10 protein-coding genes are annotated in these 15,728 nt (G+C 63.8%); all 10 read right to left on the bottom strand.

Annotated features, from left to right (window positions below; translation table 11 throughout):
* Position 1 precedes the first annotated feature (1 nt).
* The 10 genes from WS70_RS21825 to WS70_RS21780 all read right to left on the bottom strand — a co-directional run bounded on the left by WS70_RS21825 (position 2) and on the right by WS70_RS21780 (position 14,604).
* Positions 2 to 2,290 carry a type VI secretion system Vgr family protein gene (locus WS70_RS21825; RefSeq protein WP_059598052.1) on the bottom strand — a complete coding sequence of 763 codons (2,289 nt, stop codon included), beginning with the start codon at positions 2,288 to 2,290 and terminating at the stop codon, positions 2 to 4.
* A 126-nt stretch (positions 2,291 to 2,416) separates the two neighbouring features.
* Positions 2,417 to 4,705, bottom strand: coding sequence for a type VI secretion system Vgr family protein (locus WS70_RS21820; protein WP_059598053.1), 2,289 nt, complete (start codon positions 4,703 to 4,705; stop codon positions 2,417 to 2,419).
* Positions 4,696 to 7,530: a type VI secretion system ATPase TssH gene (gene tssH / locus WS70_RS21815; protein WP_059598054.1), complete on the bottom strand. Its 2,835-nt coding sequence runs from the start codon at positions 7,528 to 7,530 to the stop codon at positions 4,696 to 4,698. The genes WS70_RS21820 and tssH overlap by 10 nt, the downstream gene beginning before the upstream one ends.
* A gap of 2 nt (positions 7,531 to 7,532) precedes the next feature.
* Positions 7,533 to 8,522 carry a type VI secretion system baseplate subunit TssG gene (gene tssG, locus WS70_RS21810; protein ID WP_059473085.1) on the bottom strand — a complete coding sequence of 330 codons (990 nt, stop codon included), beginning with the start codon at positions 8,520 to 8,522 and terminating at the stop codon, positions 7,533 to 7,535.
* Entirely contained in the window at positions 8,519 to 10,381 is a 1,863-nt protein-coding gene (tssF, locus tag WS70_RS21805) for a type VI secretion system baseplate subunit TssF (RefSeq protein WP_059473086.1), read from the bottom strand. The genes tssG and tssF overlap by 4 nt, the downstream gene beginning before the upstream one ends.
* A 13-nt stretch (positions 10,382 to 10,394) precedes the next feature.
* A complete protein-coding gene (locus tag WS70_RS21800) occupies positions 10,395 to 10,826 on the bottom strand; it encodes a GPW/gp25 family protein (protein WP_059473087.1) in 432 nt (143 codons plus the stop codon).
* 78 nt (positions 10,827 to 10,904) lie between these two features.
* Complete coding sequence (locus WS70_RS21795) at positions 10,905 to 11,432, bottom strand: Hcp family type VI secretion system effector (protein WP_010108180.1); 528 nt, start codon at positions 11,430 to 11,432, stop codon at positions 10,905 to 10,907.
* Positions 11,433 to 11,575: 143 nt separating this feature from the next.
* Entirely contained in the window at positions 11,576 to 13,078 is a 1,503-nt protein-coding gene (gene tssC, locus WS70_RS21790; RefSeq protein ID WP_162498995.1) for a type VI secretion system contractile sheath large subunit, read from the bottom strand.
* Positions 13,079 to 13,080: 2 nt separating this feature from the next.
* On the bottom strand, positions 13,081 to 13,629 hold the full coding sequence (gene tssB / locus WS70_RS21785) for a type VI secretion system contractile sheath small subunit (protein ID WP_059598055.1): 549 nt from the start codon (positions 13,627 to 13,629) through the stop codon (positions 13,081 to 13,083).
* A 33-nt stretch (positions 13,630 to 13,662) separates the two neighbouring features.
* On the bottom strand, positions 13,663 to 14,604 hold the full coding sequence (locus tag WS70_RS21780; protein WP_059598056.1) for a type VI secretion system protein TssA: 942 nt from the start codon (positions 14,602 to 14,604) through the stop codon (positions 13,663 to 13,665).
* Positions 14,605 to 15,728 lie beyond the last annotated feature (1,124 nt).

Raw genomic sequence — 15,728 nt, 5'->3', positions numbered from 1 at the left:
GTCAGTTCTTCGTCTGCATCCCGAGCTTCTTCAGATCGATGCCCACGTCCTCGTAGCTCGCTCCCGTATACGAGAAGCTGAAGCCGGTGACCGACATCTTGCTGCCCGTCGTCGATACGCTCGAACCCGTCGTGCCCACCGAACTGCCGGTGGCCGACATGCTCGAGCCCGTCATGCCCACCGAACTGCCCGTCGTCGACATCGACGTACCGGTGATGCTCGTCGAGCTGCCGGTATTCGACATCGACGTGCCGGTGATGCTCGTCGACGTGCCGGTCACGGACGTACTCGTGCCCGTCATGCTGTTCGACGTGCCCGTGTATGACAGCGACACACCGGTGATGCTCTCCGACTGGCCGGTCGTCGACATCTTGACGTCGGTCCACGACGACGAGATGCCCGTCATGCTGTTCGACACGCCCGTCACCGAATTGCTGGAGCCGGTGATGCTCGTCGCCACGCCGACCATCGACGTCCCGACGCCCGTAAAGCCCGTGTCGACGCCCTTGAATCCGGTGGATACGCCAGTGAAGCTCGTATCGACGCCGGTGAAGGACGTCGACACGCCGGTGAAGCTCGTGCTCACGCCGGTGAACGACGTGCTCAGGCCGGTGAATCTGGCGGACACGCCGGTGAAGCTGACCGACAGCCCCGTGTACGACACCGAGATGCCCGTGAAGCTGACGGAGATCCCGACGACCGACGTCGACGTGCCCTTCACCGACAGGTTCAAGTCCTGCGCGATCGACGTCGAGCTGTTGCGCTCGACCGTCTGCTGTGCGTCGCGCTCTGCATGGATCATCACGCGCTCCGCGCCGCGCTGGTCGTCGAACGTCAATTGGCTTGCATTCGGAAAGCCGCCCGCGCGTTTGATCGAACGTGTGACGAGGCCGGTGTAGCGGATGTCCTTCGGCAGATCGTACGGCGTCGGGTTTTCGCCGTTGTAGACGATCCCCGTCGCAAGCGGACGATCGAGATCGCCGTCGACGTAGATCACGATCACTTCCTGCCCGACCCGCGGCATCGCGATCACGCCCCAGCCCTTGCCCGCCCACGCCTGCGTCACGCGAATCCAGCACGACGCATCCGCTTCCGTCGTCTTGTAGCGGTCCCAGTGGAAGTGCACGCGGATCCGACCGAGCTTGTCGGTATGCACTTCCGACATCTCCGGCCCCACCACCGTCGCGCTCTGAATGCCCGGGACTCGCGGCTTCTTGGTCAGGAGCAGTGGGTGATAAGGCTGGTCGTCCGCGAGCGCGCGGAACTTGACCGCCACGTTGCGCCCCTGCGACGTACTATCCGGTCCGTCCTGAATGAACGTCAGCTCGCTGTTCGTCACGTAGTACCGACGATTGCGCTGCGCGGCCGGATGACCGACGAGCGTGAATGCACGACCCGCCGCCAGCGCACGTGCGTTCGCCTCGCCGACGAGCGCATGCGATTCCGCCTGGAACGCTTCGAGCCGCAAGCGTGCGAGACGCTCGCCTTGCTCCGGATCGCTGTACCCGGTCGCATAGTCGTAGTACTCGAGCGGAATCCCTTCGAGGCTCGGCTGATCGACCTGCGCGTCGCTGTCGAGCTTGTTCGACGGCGCGTGATAGTCGAAATCGCGCAGCGCGACGTTGTTCGACTTGATCCGCCGCGTGCGCTGCAGACGCTGCACGCCTTCGCGTCCCTGAATCGCGCGCGACTCCTCGCCGTCGGGCAGATACTCCAGCTCGTCGTTCGGCAGCGGCAAGTCCTCGAACCGCTGTGTGTCCGAGATCACCACCACGTGCCGGTCCTGCTCGTGCTCGATCCAGAAATAGATCCCTTCGTCCTCGAGCAACCGCTTCACGAAGTTCAGATCGGTTTCCTGGAACTGCACGCAGTACTCGCGCGGCTCGTAGCTGCCTTCGAGCTCGAACCGGTAACCGTTGCGCTGATGCCCCTGGAACACCTGCTCGACGATCTGCGGCACGCTCATGTTCTGGAAAATCCGGCTGTTGCGATTCTCCGCCAGAAACGACAGCCAGCTCTTCAGCTCCAGCGTGTACGTGTACTGCCCGCTCATCTGACCCGTGTCGTAGCCGCCGAACACGTGCGTGTTGAACGTCCGCACGTCGCCGCCGCCCAGATCGATGTCCGCCGACAGCGACGAGCCGAGCAGCGCGTCGAAATCCAGATCCGGGTCGTGGCTCAGCAGATCCAGCTGATACGACGGCTCCTGCGACAGGTTTTCGTGGACCACGAAGCTCAGCGCGACCGCATCCAGCTCCAGCAAGGGACTGCGCAGTTCGATCAGACGCATGGCAGCCCTCCGACCGTACCGGCATCCGCCGACGAATACGCCGATGAATACGCAGCGAGCAGCGAGTCGATCCCGGTTGGCGATGCGGCCGCGACGGCCGCTTGTGATTGGATATCGCTCATGGGATCAACTCTTCACTTGCATGCCGACCTTCTTCAGGTCGATGCCCGTATCCGAATAGCTCGCGCCGGTGTACGAGAAGCTGAAGCCCGTCACCGATACGCTGCTGCCCGTCGTCGATACGCTCGAGCCCGTCGTGCTCACCGAGCTGCCGGTGGTCGACACGCTCGAGCCGGTGATGCTCGTCGAGCTGCCCGTCGTCGACATCGACGTACCCGTGATGCTCGTCGAACTGCCGGTATTCGACATCGACGTGCCGGTGATGCTCGTCGACGTGCCCGTCACCGACGTGCTCGTGCCCGTCATGCTGTTCGACGTGCCCGTGTACGACAACGACACACCGGTGATGCTCTGCGACTGCCCGGTCGTCGACATGCTGACGTCGGTCCACGACGACGAGATGCCCGTCATGCTGTTCGACACGCCCGTCACCGAATTGCTGGAGCCGGTAATGCTCGTGCTGACGCCGGTGAACGACGTCGACACGCCCTTGAAGCTCGTATCGACGCCGGTGAACGACGTCGACACGCCCTTGAAGCTCGTGTCGACGCCGGTGAAGGACGTCGACACGCCGGTGAAGCTCGTGCTCACGCCGGTAAACGACGTGCTCAGGCCGGTGAAGCTCGCGGACACGCCGGTGAAGCTGACCGACAAACCCGTGTACGACACCGAGATGCCCGTGAAGCTGACCGAGATCCCGACGACCGACGTCGACGTCCCCTTCACCGACAGGTTCAAGTCCTGCGCGATCGACGTCGAGCTGTTGCGCTCGACCGTCTGCTGCATGTCGCGCTCCGCGTGGATCATCACGCGCTCCGCGCCGCGCTGGTCGTCGAACGTGATCTGGCTCGCGTTCTGGAAGCCGCCCGCGCGCTTGATCGAGCGCGACACGAGGCCGGTGTAGCGGATGTCCTTCGGCAGGTCATACGGCGTCGGGTTTTCGCCGTTGTAGACGATCCCCGTCGCGAGCGGACGATCGAGATCGCCATCGACGTAAGTCACGATCACTTCCTGCCCGACCCGCGGCATCGCGAGCACGCCCCAGCCCTTGCCCGCCCACGCCTGCGACACGCGAATCCAGCACGACGCATCCGCTTCCGTCGTCTTGTAGCGGTCCCAGTGGAAGTGCACGCGGATCCGACCGAGCTTGTCGGTATGCACTTCCGACATCTCCGGCCCCACCACCGTCGCGCTCTGGATGCCCGGCACTTCGGGGCGCGGCGTCGTCAGGAGCGGACGGAACGGCTGGTCGTCCGCGAGCGCGCGGAACTTGACCGCCACGTTGCGCCCCTGCGACGTACTATCCGGTCCGTCCTGAATGAACGTCAGCTCGCTGTTCGTCACGTAGTACCGACGATTGCGCTGCGCGGCCGGATGACCGACGAGCGTGAATGCACGACCCGCCGCCAGCGCACGTGCGTTCGCCTCGCCGACGAGCGTGTGCGATTCCGCCTGGAATGCTTCGAGCCGCAAGCGTGCGAGACGCTCGCCTTGCTCCGGATCGCTGTACCCGGTCGCATAGTCGTAGTACTCGAGCGGAATCCCTTCGAGGCTCGGCTGATCGACCTGCGCGTCGCTGTCGAGCTTGTTCGAAGGCGCGTGATAGTCGAAATCGCGCAGCGCGACGTTGTTCGACTTGATCCGCCGCGTGCGCTGCAGACGCTGCACGCCTTCGCGTCCCTGAATCGCGCGCGACTCCTCGCCGTCGGGCAGATACTCCAGCTCGTCGTTCGGCAGTGGCAAGTCCTCGAACCGCTGCGTGTCCGAGATCACCACCACGTGCCGGTCCTGCTCGTGCTCGATCCAGAAATAGATCCCTTCGTCCTCGAGCAACCGCTTCACGAAGTTCAGATCGGTTTCCTGGAACTGCACGCAGTACTCGCGCGGCTCGTAGCTGCCTTCGAGCTCGAACCGGTAACCGTTGCGCTGATGCCCCTGGAACACCTGCTCGACGATCTGCGGCACGCTCATGTTCTGGAAAATCCGGCTGTTGCGATTCTCCGCCAGAAACGACAGCCAGCTCTTCAGCTCCAGCGTGTACGTGTACTGCCCGCTCATCTGACCCGTGTCGTAGCCGCCGAACACGTGCGTGTTGAACGTCCGCACGTCGCCGCCGCCCAGATCGATGTCCGCCGACAGCGACGAGCCGAGCAGCGCGTCGAAATCCAGGTCCGGGTCGTGGCTCAGCAGATCCAGTTGATACGACGGCTCCTGCGACAGGTTTTCGTGGACCACGAAGCTCAGCGCGACCGCATCCAGCTCCAGCAAGGGACTGCGCAGTTCGATCAGACGCATGACGGTTCTCCCGTCGTGCCGGCATCCGCCGATGTCGTCTCGTGAGGCCGCGGCGCTTCGGCCGGAGGCTCATCGCTCGCATCGGCGCGCGCGTCGTGCACTTCACGTGATTCATGCGATTCGCGTGCTTCGTGCGCTTCCGCGGAAGCGGCCGCCGCAGCCTCCAGCGCAGCCGCAGCTGTAGCCGCCTGCTCGCCGAGCGTCGCCGCGTCGGTGCCGTTGAGTTCCCATGCGTCTTCGTCGAACACGAGCGACAGCTGCTCGTGCGCGGACAGCCGCACCGTCTTCAGCGCGCGCCCCTCCGCGCGTGCAGCGAGCACGCCGCGCGCGACGGCCGGCATCACGTGCTGGCGCAGCAGATCGCGCACCGCGCGGCCGTTCGCCGGATGCTGCGACACCGCGTGCGCCACCCATGCCGCGACGCCTTCGTCCGCGCGCCACTGCAGATCGTTCTCCGCGAGGCGCTCGCCAAGCTCGTCGAGCGCCTGCGTCGCGATCCCGGTGAGCGCATCGACGTCGAGCGGCCGGAATGCGACGAGCTGGATCCGCGCGAGCAGCGCGGGCGAAAAACGCCCTTGCAGCCGCTCGCCGACGAGCTTGTCGAGCTTCGCCTGCGAAATCTGCGCATCGGCCTTGCACGCCGCTTCGATCTCGACATCGCCGAGATTGCTCGTCAACAAAATGAGGCAGTTGCGGAAGCTGATCCGGCGACCTTCGCCGTCCTCCATCCAGCCCTGATCGAAGACCTGATAGAAAACTTCATGAATGTCCGGATGCGCGCGATCGAATTCGTCGAGCAGCAGCACGCTGTACGGCTTCTTGCGAACCGCTTCGGTCAGGCGCCCGCCCTTGCCGTAGCCGACGTATCCCGGCGGTGCGCCCTTCAGCGTCGATACCGTGTGCGCTTCCTGGAACTCGTTCATGTTGAACTGGATAAGATTGCGCTCGCCGCCGAACAACAGCTCGGCGAGCTTCGCGGCCGCCTGGCTCTTGCCCGTGCCGGTCGGGCCGGCGAGCAGCATCACGCCGAGCGGCCGGCGCGGATCGTTGAGCCCCGAATGCGACACTTGCAGCGCTTGCGCGATCGAGCGCATCGCGCCCGTCTGGCCGTGGATGCCCGCGTTCAGCGCGCCCTCGAGCTCGACGACGCGCTGCGCGTCGTCCTGCGCGAGCTGCGCGACCGGCACCCCCGTCCACTCGGCGAGCACCTCCGACACCACGTGCTCGTCGACCCAAGGACGCACCCAGCGATTCGCGCCGATGCGCACGGCGAACGAATCGCCGTCGCTGTCGGCCGACATGGGTGCTTCATCGTTCAGACGCGCGAGCCACGTGCGCACTTCGTCGCGCTGCGCGTCGACGACCGTCTCCAGCGTCGCCGCCTGCTGGAAGAGATTCGCTTGACGGCCTTCGAGCTCGGCCTCGTCGCCGGGCGTGCGCACGCCCATTCGGCGATCGCTCGCGCGCCAATCGAGCGTCTGACCGATCGCGAACGCCTGATGCTGCAGCCGTTCGAGCTCGGCGGGCGCGCAGTTCTGGCTCATCGCAACGCGCGCGCATGCGGTGTCGAGCAGGCTGATCGCCTTGTCCGGCAATTGCCGCGCGGGCAGATAGCGGCGCGACAACTCGACCGCGCCACGCAGCGCCGAATCGACGATGCGTACGCCGTGGTGCGCGGCGAAGCGCGGCGCGATCGTGCGCAGCATGTCGACCGCCGCGTCGTCGTTCGGCTCGTCGACGGCCACCGCCTGGAAGCGCCGCACGAGCGCCGCATCCGGCTCGATGTATTGCTTGTACTCGGACCACGTCGTCGCGGCGACCATCCGCAGTTGGCCGCGCGCGAGCATCGGCTTGATCAGGTTCGCCGCGTCGCCCGTGCCGGCCGCGCCGCCCGCGCCGATCAGCGTGTGCGTCTCGTCGCAGAACAGGATGATCGGGCTCGGCGCGGCGATCACCGCGTCGATCAGCGACTTGAGCCGCTGCTCGAATTCGCCGCGCACGCCGGCGCCCGCCTGCATCCGCGCGAGATCGAGCGCCCACACCTGCGCGCCGAGAAGCCCGGGCGGCACCGCGCCCGCGTGGATCTTCTGCGCGAGCGCCTCGACGACGGCCGTCTTGCCGACGCCCGCCTCGCCAACGAGGATCGGATTGTTCTGGCGGCGGCGCGACAGGATGTCGATCACTGTCCGCAATTCGTCGTCGCGGCCGACGACGGGATCGAGCTCGCCGCGCGCGGCCTGCTCGGTCAGGCACGTCGCCCATTTCGCGAGCGCATCGCTGCCGCCGTCGGCGCCGGTTTCGCCCGCGTCCACGCCGAGCGCGCCGCCGCCGACCGCCGCCGGCGCCTCGTCGGCTTCCGGCCAGCCCGATGCGAGCGCCTCGTAGCGCTTCACCACTTCATCGAGCGCGGCCGACGTGATGCCGGTCGGCACGCGCTGCTGCAGCCAGCGGCGCGTCAGATCCTCGTCGAGCCACGCGAGCAGCAGGTGGCCGGAGCGCACCTTGCCCGCGCGCGCCGCGATCTGGCTCCAGATGACGGCCGGTCCGACGCTGCGCTCGAGCGAGCTCGAGATGTCGCGCAGCGAGTCGCCACTGACGTCGAAGCTGTCGAGCGCCTTCTCCATCCGGCGCTTGACTTCGCCGACGTCGCTGCCGAACTGCTCGAACAGGCGTGCGAGATCGCTCTGCTCACGCTGCAGCAGGCACAGCGCCCAGTGATCGAGGTCGATGAAAGTGTGCCGACGGGATCGGCCTAGCGCCGTGGCGTCGACGAGGGCCGCATAAGTCGTGCGGCCGAGACAGTTGAATATGCGTTCGCGATTCACGTCTAGTCCCGAAAAGATTCATAGACAGTCAAGGTGCGCAGCGCCCGATTCGGCCGTGACCACGCGTCGACGCCGACACGCATGCACCCAACCCTTCCTGCGAGTTCAGGGCGCGTCCACACCTGAACCTTGATGACAGGGTAAATTCGTCCGTCGACGAAATCCGTCACGACCGCGGACACCGCCAGGACGGCTGCCGCGCGGCGTTGCCACCGATAGAACTCGTCTGCTTCGATCGGACCGATCACGATCTCGATCGAGTGCTGCACGTCCCAGATCCGCGCGCCGAGCCGCCATCCGCCGAGCCGCCGCGCGTTGTTCGCCGCCGCCGGCACAGGAATCCAGCGGCCGTGACGCGGCACGACCTGCAGCGCGACGCCAAAGTACGCACGCAGCATCCGTTGCAGATCGGCAAGCGAGCGCCGCGGCGCGCAGTAGATGCCGGGAAACGCGCGCCGGCACGCTTGCGTGTGATGCTCGAACGGATCGAAGTCGGTCTGCGGCGCGCGACGCGCGTCGGCGAGCGCGGTCACGCGCTCGACGAACGGATTGCGTGCGCGCTCATAGCCGAGCACCGGATGCATCGACGACCACGCCGAGTAATGCAGCCACGCGAGGTCGCCGCATGCGACGTTGACGAAGCGCTCGAACGCAGCGTTGCGCTCGAAGCGCTTCTCCTGCATCGCGTGCTCGGTCACGTGCACCGGCAGCGGCCCGTACGGCGCGAATAGCCCGAAATGACGCTGGACCACCGTGACCTGCGGGTGATCGTCGTCCTCGATGAAGCGCGGCAGTGTCACATGCACGCGCTCGACTTCCGTGCTCGCGAAATGCATCTCCGCCGGCTGCTCGATGCGCAGCCACTTCGGCAGCCGCCGCCTGCGCGCCGATCGCCTGTCGTGCCTACGCTGCAGCGCTTCGACCCGCCGCATCAGCTCGAAGAAGGTGCGGCGAGGCGTCAGCGCTTTCGTCACGCGGTCGAGCGTCGTCACGTGAGCCTCCCATCGCGCGACGCCGCGTTCGTGTGCGAGCTCGCCGCATCGCCGTCGAGGCGCACGACGATCTCGATGCCATCGTTGAGCGTCGCCGATTCGGCGAGCGCCTGCGCGAGCAGCCGCCCGAACAACCAGCCGCCGCGATCCGCGTGCAGCGACTCGGCAATGTCGATCTCGACTTGCGTCGCACGAACGAGCGCGGTCGGCGCCGCGCGACCTGCCGCGACGAAACGCGAGCGCAGCACGACCGAGCGCAGGCTCTCGAGCCGCTGCCGGTCGAGCGCATCGTCCTTGTCGATCGCGAGCAGCAGCTGCTCGACGATGCGCGCCGTCACGTCCTGCTGCTGCGACACACGCAGCGCGAGCGGATTGCGGCCGATGTGCGACACGGCTTCCCAACACGCTTCGACGCTCGGCTTCCCGCGCGGCGCGCTCGCCGGCCACAGGCACTCGATACGCTTCACCGCAGTCGGATCGAGCAATTGCAGTTCGGCGTCGAGCAGCGCGGTCGGCCGCCAGTCGCGATCGGCGACGAGCGCGCGGCCCGTGATCGTCGCGACATCGTCCGGATCGAGCGTGTCGTCGACCATCGAAACGGCGATCAAGTCGTGACTCGCGAGCGGATCGAAACGATCGCGCCGCACGCCGTCGACGAGCAGCGCATCCTCGCGCCGCATGCCGTAACGGATCGAGCCATCCTGCCCTTCGTAGCCCGCCGTCTCGAGCACCGACCGCGCACGATGCGCGCGACCATTGGTCTCGCACACGAACACCTCGTTCAGCGCCCACAAGTGATGCGCGGCGGGCCGCATCCGGTCGACCGGAATCCACTGCTCGGGCTGATTCGCGTCGTACGGCACCGGATCGAAACGTTTGGAATACAGATTGATCGCCGGCGTCGCGAAGAGGCGGAACTGACTCGCATCGACGTCGCCGACCAGATCGCCCGGCGCGTCGCGCAACGCGAAGAACAGCTCGAACGCACGCGCGGACGGCGCTTTCTCGGCGACCACAGCCAACGCATCGACGTAGACGCCGAGCAGGCGCGTCGGCTGCGCGAAGTACTCGCGCAGCAGCCTCAGCCCGGGCAATCCGCCGAAATCCTCCGGCAGCAGCGCCTCCGAATCATCGACGCCGGAGAGACGAATGCCTGACATCGGCAACGTCAGCACTTCGTCGCCGCGAGCCGTCGACACGAGCGCGAACCACGCGGTCGTGTCCGCGAGCAGCGCGCGATGCAGCGCATAAGCGCGCGGCAAGTCGCCCGCGAGGCTCAGATGCAGCGGCGCGAACCCTTTGTCCTCGCGCGACAGCTCGGAGATCGACGCGCCGCCTTCGACCTCGAACTTGAAGCGCAGCACCGCGTGCGACGACGCGAGCCGTTGCGCGAGCAACGACGGCAACCCGGTGATGCTGCGGCTGCATTCGACCGACGCGAGACGCAGCGGCAACAGCGTAACGTCGCGCGCGGTCGAGAACATCACCGGCAGCTTGCGGCCCGGCAGATGAGCCGCCACGAGCGAGCCGCGCGGCAGCGTATTGCCGCGGAACGCGTCGGGCGACCCCAGGTCCGGATGGAACGCGAATGTCGAGATCGCCGGCGTCGAAGCCGTGTAGAGCGGGCAGAGGCGCCCGAGCGCCTGCTGCGCGAACTCCGCGCATTCGCGGTCGAGACGCTTCTGCACACGCGCCGACAGATACGCGACACCCTCGAGCAGCCGCTCGACGAACGGATCCGTGACCGCATCCGGATGCAGCCCGAGTGCCGAAGCCACCTGCGGGTGCTCTTTAGAGAAGCGCGCGCCCGCATCGCGAAGCTGTCGCAATTCGTCGTTGTAGTAGTCGAGGAAATTCATCGCCGTTCGCCGTTCACCGATCGTCCGCCAGGCCGAAATAACCGCTCAGGTAGTCGAGCGCGAGACTCACGTTGAGCTCGGTTCCATCGTCGCGCGCCTTCATCGACACGTCGAAGTAGATCGTCTGCGGCAAGCGCCGACGACTCTCGGTCCGAGGCTTGACCGTCGTGCTGGCGGGATCCACGCGCGGCTCGAAGCGACGAATCACTTCGCAGATGTGCGCGGCGGCGTGAGCGGGGTTGATCTTCGTCGCGCCGGCCGCCTGCATCGGCGGACAGCCGAAGTTCAATACCGAATGCGCTGCCGGACTGTCGTCCGCGACGCGCATGCGCGCACCGCGAATCGCATGATTCATCAGGTCGACCAAATGATCCGCGACGACCTCTTGAAGCGAATGACGACGAATTCGTCTGGACAGCTTGTTGTAGAGTTGAAGATCGCTCACGTGCGTGTTCCCGAGTGTTGTGGCGCGAGGCCACAACACTGCCCAAGGTTAGCCTGGAAACTAGAACCTTCCGACGGGTTAGATCGGGGCGTTCTGCTTGAGGTCGTACCCGGCCTTGATCACCGCGCCCATCGTGCCGTCGTTGCGCTGTTCGCGATACTCGAACTCGATCTGGGCGAAGTTGATCCGGATCTGGTCCGTCGGCAGCACGCCGTCGACTTCGCCGCTAGCGTGACCGAGCTGCGAGAACGGCATGTTGCCGAGCGTACGGAACGACGACACGAGGCCGCTCGCGAACGAGATCGTCAGGAACTCCTGCTGGCCCTTGCCCGACTTGCGGCAAATCAGCTTCGCGGTTCCGATGTGCTCGCCCGTCGCACACATCAGGAACAGCTTCGGCGAAGCCTTGTTCGACACCATGCGGAACTCGAAGTCCTTCATCTCGACCTTGCCCGCGCCGCCGCCGCTGCCGAAGCCCCAGCGACCCGAGTTTTCTTCCGCCCACTGCCAGCTCTGAATCTGGATCAGACCGGGGTATTGCTGATCGGTCGACTCGCCCTCGACGCCATCGATCTGCAAGAAGTAATCAACCAACGCATTTGCCATGCTATGAACTCCTAATTAGTTATAACAAGACCATATCGAAAAGACCGCTGTTGAATCTGCTGCGGAACGGTTCGACTCCGACCCGCAACGCCTCGAACACCTCCTTCTTTAAGCGAAACCGCAACCGGCCCGGTAGTCGCGGCTCAGGTCGTCACCTCTTGCTTGGTCGACGGAAGCTTCGAAACCAATCGGAGAGAAACGGTCAAACCCTCCAGTTGGAAATGGGGGCGCAGGAAAAACTGCGCGCGATAGTAGCCGGGGTTCTCCGGAATCTCGTCGACGACCACTTCCGCCGCCGACAGCGGACGCTGCGACTTCGTGACCTCGCTCGAGATGCTCGGATCGCCGTCCACGTAGTTCATGAGCCAGTCGTTGAGCCAGCGCTGCGTGTCCTCGGCCGACTTGAACGAACCGATCTTGTCGCGGACGATGCACTTCAGGTAGTGTGCGAAACGGCACGTCGCAAAAATGTACGGCAGCCGCGACGACAGATTCGAATTCGCGGTCGCGTCGTCGTCCTCGTAGATCGCCGGACGATGCACAGTCTTCGCGCCGATGAACGCAGCAGTGTCCGAATTCTTCCGGTACACGAGCGGCATCAGGCCGGACTCGGACAGCTCGTGCTCGCGGCGGTCCGAGATCGCGATTTCTGTCGGGCAGTGCAGATCGACTTCGCGATCCTGCGACGGCAGTACGAACTTCGGCAGCACCTCGACCGCGCCGCCTGACTCGACGCCGCGAATCTTCGTGCACCAGCCGTAGGTCTTGAACGCGCGCGTGATGTTGGCGCCCATCGCGTACGCAGAGTTCGCCCAGCAGAAATCCTCGGCGCGGTTCGGATCGACCTTCTCCTCGAAGCCGAACTCTTCGACTGGCTGCGTCTTCGGACCGTACGGCACGCGTGCGAGGAAGCGCGGCAGCGTGAGCGCGAGATAGCGCGAGTCGTTGCTTTCGCGCAGACGGCGCCAGAACGCGTATTCGGTCGCGGTGAAGATCTTCGACACGTCGCGCGGGTTCGACAGCTCGCTCCAGTCGTCCATCTGCAGCAGGCCGGGCGCGGCGGCCGCGATGAACGGCGCATGCGCGGCCGCCGAGATCTTCGACATCTCGGTCAGAATCGACACGTCCTGCATGCTGTGATCGAAGTAGTAATCGCCGATCAGGCAGCCGAACGGCTCGCCGCCGAACTGGCCGTACTCCTGCTCATAGATCATCTTGAAAATCGGACTCTGATCCCACACGACGCCCTTGAAGCGCCGCAGCGTCTTGCCGAGATCCGCTTTCGAGATGTTCAGGTAGCGGATCTTCAGGTTCTCGCTCGTGTCGGTATTCGACACGAGATAGTGCAATCCGCGCCATGCGCCTTCGAGACTCTGGAAGCGCTTGTTGTGCAGCACGAGCGTCAGTTGCTCGGAGATCTTCTTGTCCAGTTCTGCGACCAGTTGCTCGATCGTCTGCGCGACGTCCTCGCGAACCACGACCCGGCTGCGCCGCGCATACGCCAGCAGCGTCTCGACGGCGTTCTGCACTGCCTCCGCGGCCTCGTTGGTCCGCGGCCGGAACGAGCGGCGCAGGATATCCTTCAGATCCTCGTTGACGTTCTGATCGACGACTACCTTCTCGGCAGACGATTCAAGCTGCTGCATACTCATTTCGCACCCTCTTCCGGTTGTTGGTCGCCGCCTTCACCGGTGCTGCCGGATTGTTCCGTCGCATCGGCGTCGCTCGCCCATTGCGGGCTCTTCAACAATTCCTGGATCACGTCTTCCGCCGCGGCCTTACCGTCCATGTAGGTCAGCAGCTCCTTCAGGCGGTTGCGCGCTTCGAGCAGCGTCGACAGCTCGGGAATGCGCTTGACGACCGCAGCGGGCTCGAACGATTCCATCGACGTGAACGTCAGGTCGATCGGGATCAACGTGCCGTCGTTGGTGAGCACGTTCTTCACGTGGTAGCTGAGCGACGGCGCGATCTGCGCCATGCGCTCGTCGAAGTTCTCGACGTCGATCTCCTGGAAGCGGCGATCCTCGACAGGGCCGAGCGGCTCGGTGTTGTCGCCCGACAGGTCCGCCATCACGCCTGCGACGAACGGCAGCTCGACCTTCTTCTGCGACCCGTAAACCTCGACGTCATATTCAATCTGCACGCGGGGTGCACGACTCTCCCCGATGAATTTCTGTCCATCCTTTTGTCGAACCATGATGAGCAAGCCCTCTACACGAAGTTGTTCACGTTACTTGATAGAGCTCTGCGGCCGGTTCAGCTGGGCCACCAGAGAAACCGCCTCGGGATAGAGCTCCGCCATCACTTCCTCGAAACCCGCCCCTAGCATTCTTTGAATCCGCGACAGGAAGATCGGCGCCGGATGGCTCGGCTCGTGGACGCGGAAATACTCGACGATTCGCTCGAGCGCCACACCGACTTCCTGCCTCGACCTCAGCGCGCCGCCCTGGCCCGCAGCAGGCAGCGGCGCATCCAGCGCCGGCGTGCCTGGCACCGCGTCGACCGGCTTCGCGGCGGCGACATCTGCACTTCCCGCACTTCCAGTTTCCGTCTGCGTGAGCCGCGACGCCGCCACGCTCAACAGATCCAGTGCGCGCGAAACGTTGAGCTCTTGCTCTATTGCAGCGATCGATTCCCTGATTCTCGACAAGGAATCCTGAATGTTATGTACAAGAATGTTCGCTCTAATGCGATAGTCGCGATCCTCCACGATCGAAGCGGCGCGCCCGCCGATCAGATCGTTGAGCGTCGCGTCGCGATCTTCGAATCGGGAGCTGCCGAGCTGATGCAGGAACTGCGGTCCCGAAATCCAGCCGAGATGAATCGAAAGCGTTTCGCCGGGCGATTCGTCAGGCAGCGCGCGAGGATGCAATTCCTCGACGGGCGCGCTCATCAGATCGGCCAGCAATCGAACGCCATCGGCCAGCCCGATCAATCCGCGCCGCGCGATGCATGCGCGCAGATGCCAAATGGCGACCCGGACGTCTTTCGCCTTTTTCAGTAAAGCGAGACATGCGGTTTCGACCGAAGCCCATTGGAATGCGCTCTCACCTTTTCGTTGGGGCGCGTAGCCAACGGAATCGTATTCGCAGATGGCCGCGTCGATTTTGATAAAATCTTCGTCGAAATCCAGTAAATCCGGCGAGTGGCCCGGTAGTGCATCGTCGTTCATGGTCTATCCACAAATCACAGGCGACGGGGACTGTCTTCGCAAAACCAGATTAGCTTGTGTTTTGTCAAAGTACCCAAACTTATTTCTTCGAATGTATTAACGACCACATAACTCGATGCCTACTATATGCCGGAGCGTCTTGGGGAATTAGATGAGTGCGCACCAAAAAAAGACAAACAGATGCCCCCAGTTTCCAGAAAAATTTTCCACGGAAACCGTTTACGCCGCTGCTTTTTTTCTCAGCGATATCAACCCGCCCCTTCCGCCCGGCCCGAGCCCTGCAGACCGGCAAGCGCCAGCCATCCGCATCGGCAATCGATAAGATGCACCTTCGCTAAATCAAATGCGGCGCACACATAAATCAATACGCTGCCGCGATTACAGCGAAAATACCATCCAAGCACCGGGTTTAATCTGAAGCGTCACACCTTAGAAGCCCTCGACGACAACGGTGTGACAATCATTCATATCGTTACAGTCTACGCTGTAAATTTATAGAACGCCCGTAAATTTGGCAAGCAGAAATAATTTTTTCTTACAAAGAGAACTGTAAGTTTGATTCAATCAAATTGAAATAAGAGGATTACCTCCAAGCCAGAGCGAGTATCGAACGGCGCGGAGATTTTTATCTTGAACGCTCCTTCTGAGCGACATTCGTCGATCCGAGCGTCAACTTACTCAATCACTACTTCAAACATTCAGACCTGATTTCCGAGACTACTTAATATGTATTCGCAATCGTTTGCGAGGCCTGTTCATCCAAGATAAACGCACCGCATCGGAATTGCAAGACGGCTGAAAATGCCCGTCGCCTTTGCCGCGAAACCGATCCGGCACGCGCACGGCGCAAGTACACGCGGAGAGGCCAAGCGAAGCACCTTTGTTACATCGAGCTTAATTTAACTCAAGCAAGAGAATGCCTCGTTGCCGGATAGGCGACATATCCGCCAAACGATCAATATCGATGCGATAACGTCGAAATCTAGAAGGCACGATCCGTTCCGCGTAGGATGCCTTAGGAAGGACTGAAGCTCGTCCGCTTTGTGCGAGCAGTGTCGATCGATCCAGCAAGGCTGCCAGTCGCATCGCTCAGTAGGATAACGAACTGTTTTTAAGGAGATCGT

This window comes from Burkholderia mayonis (assembly GCF_001523745.2).
Taxonomy (GTDB): Bacteria; Pseudomonadota; Gammaproteobacteria; order Burkholderiales; family Burkholderiaceae; genus Burkholderia; species Burkholderia mayonis.
Note: the sequence above shows the minus strand (reverse complement) of the source record. Positions and strands in the feature narration are given on the sequence as shown.

What these genes read in the sequence shown, in the direction of transcription:
- WS70_RS21825 (WP_059598052.1), bottom strand. Translation starts at nt 2,290, where the DNA reads ATGCGTCTGATCGAACTGCGCAGTCCCTTGCTGGAGCTGGATGCGGTC.
- WS70_RS21820 (WP_059598053.1), bottom strand. Translation starts at nt 4,705, where the DNA reads ATGCGTCTGATCGAACTGCGCAGTCCCTTGCTGGAGCTGGATGCGGTC.
- tssF (WP_059473086.1), bottom strand. Translation starts at nt 10,381, where the DNA reads ATGAATTTCCTCGACTACTACAACGACGAATTGCGACAGCTTCGCGAT.
- WS70_RS21795 (WP_010108180.1), bottom strand. Translation starts at nt 11,432, where the DNA reads ATGGCAAATGCGTTGGTTGATTACTTCTTGCAGATCGATGGCGTCGAG.
- tssC (WP_162498995.1), bottom strand. Translation starts at nt 13,078, where the DNA reads ATGCAGCAGCTTGAATCGTCTGCCGAGAAGGTAGTCGTCGATCAGAAC.
- tssB (WP_059598055.1), bottom strand. Translation starts at nt 13,629, where the DNA reads ATGGTTCGACAAAAGGATGGACAGAAATTCATCGGGGAGAGTCGTGCA.
- WS70_RS21780 (WP_059598056.1), bottom strand. Translation starts at nt 14,604, where the DNA reads ATGAACGACGATGCACTACCGGGCCACTCGCCGGATTTACTGGATTTC.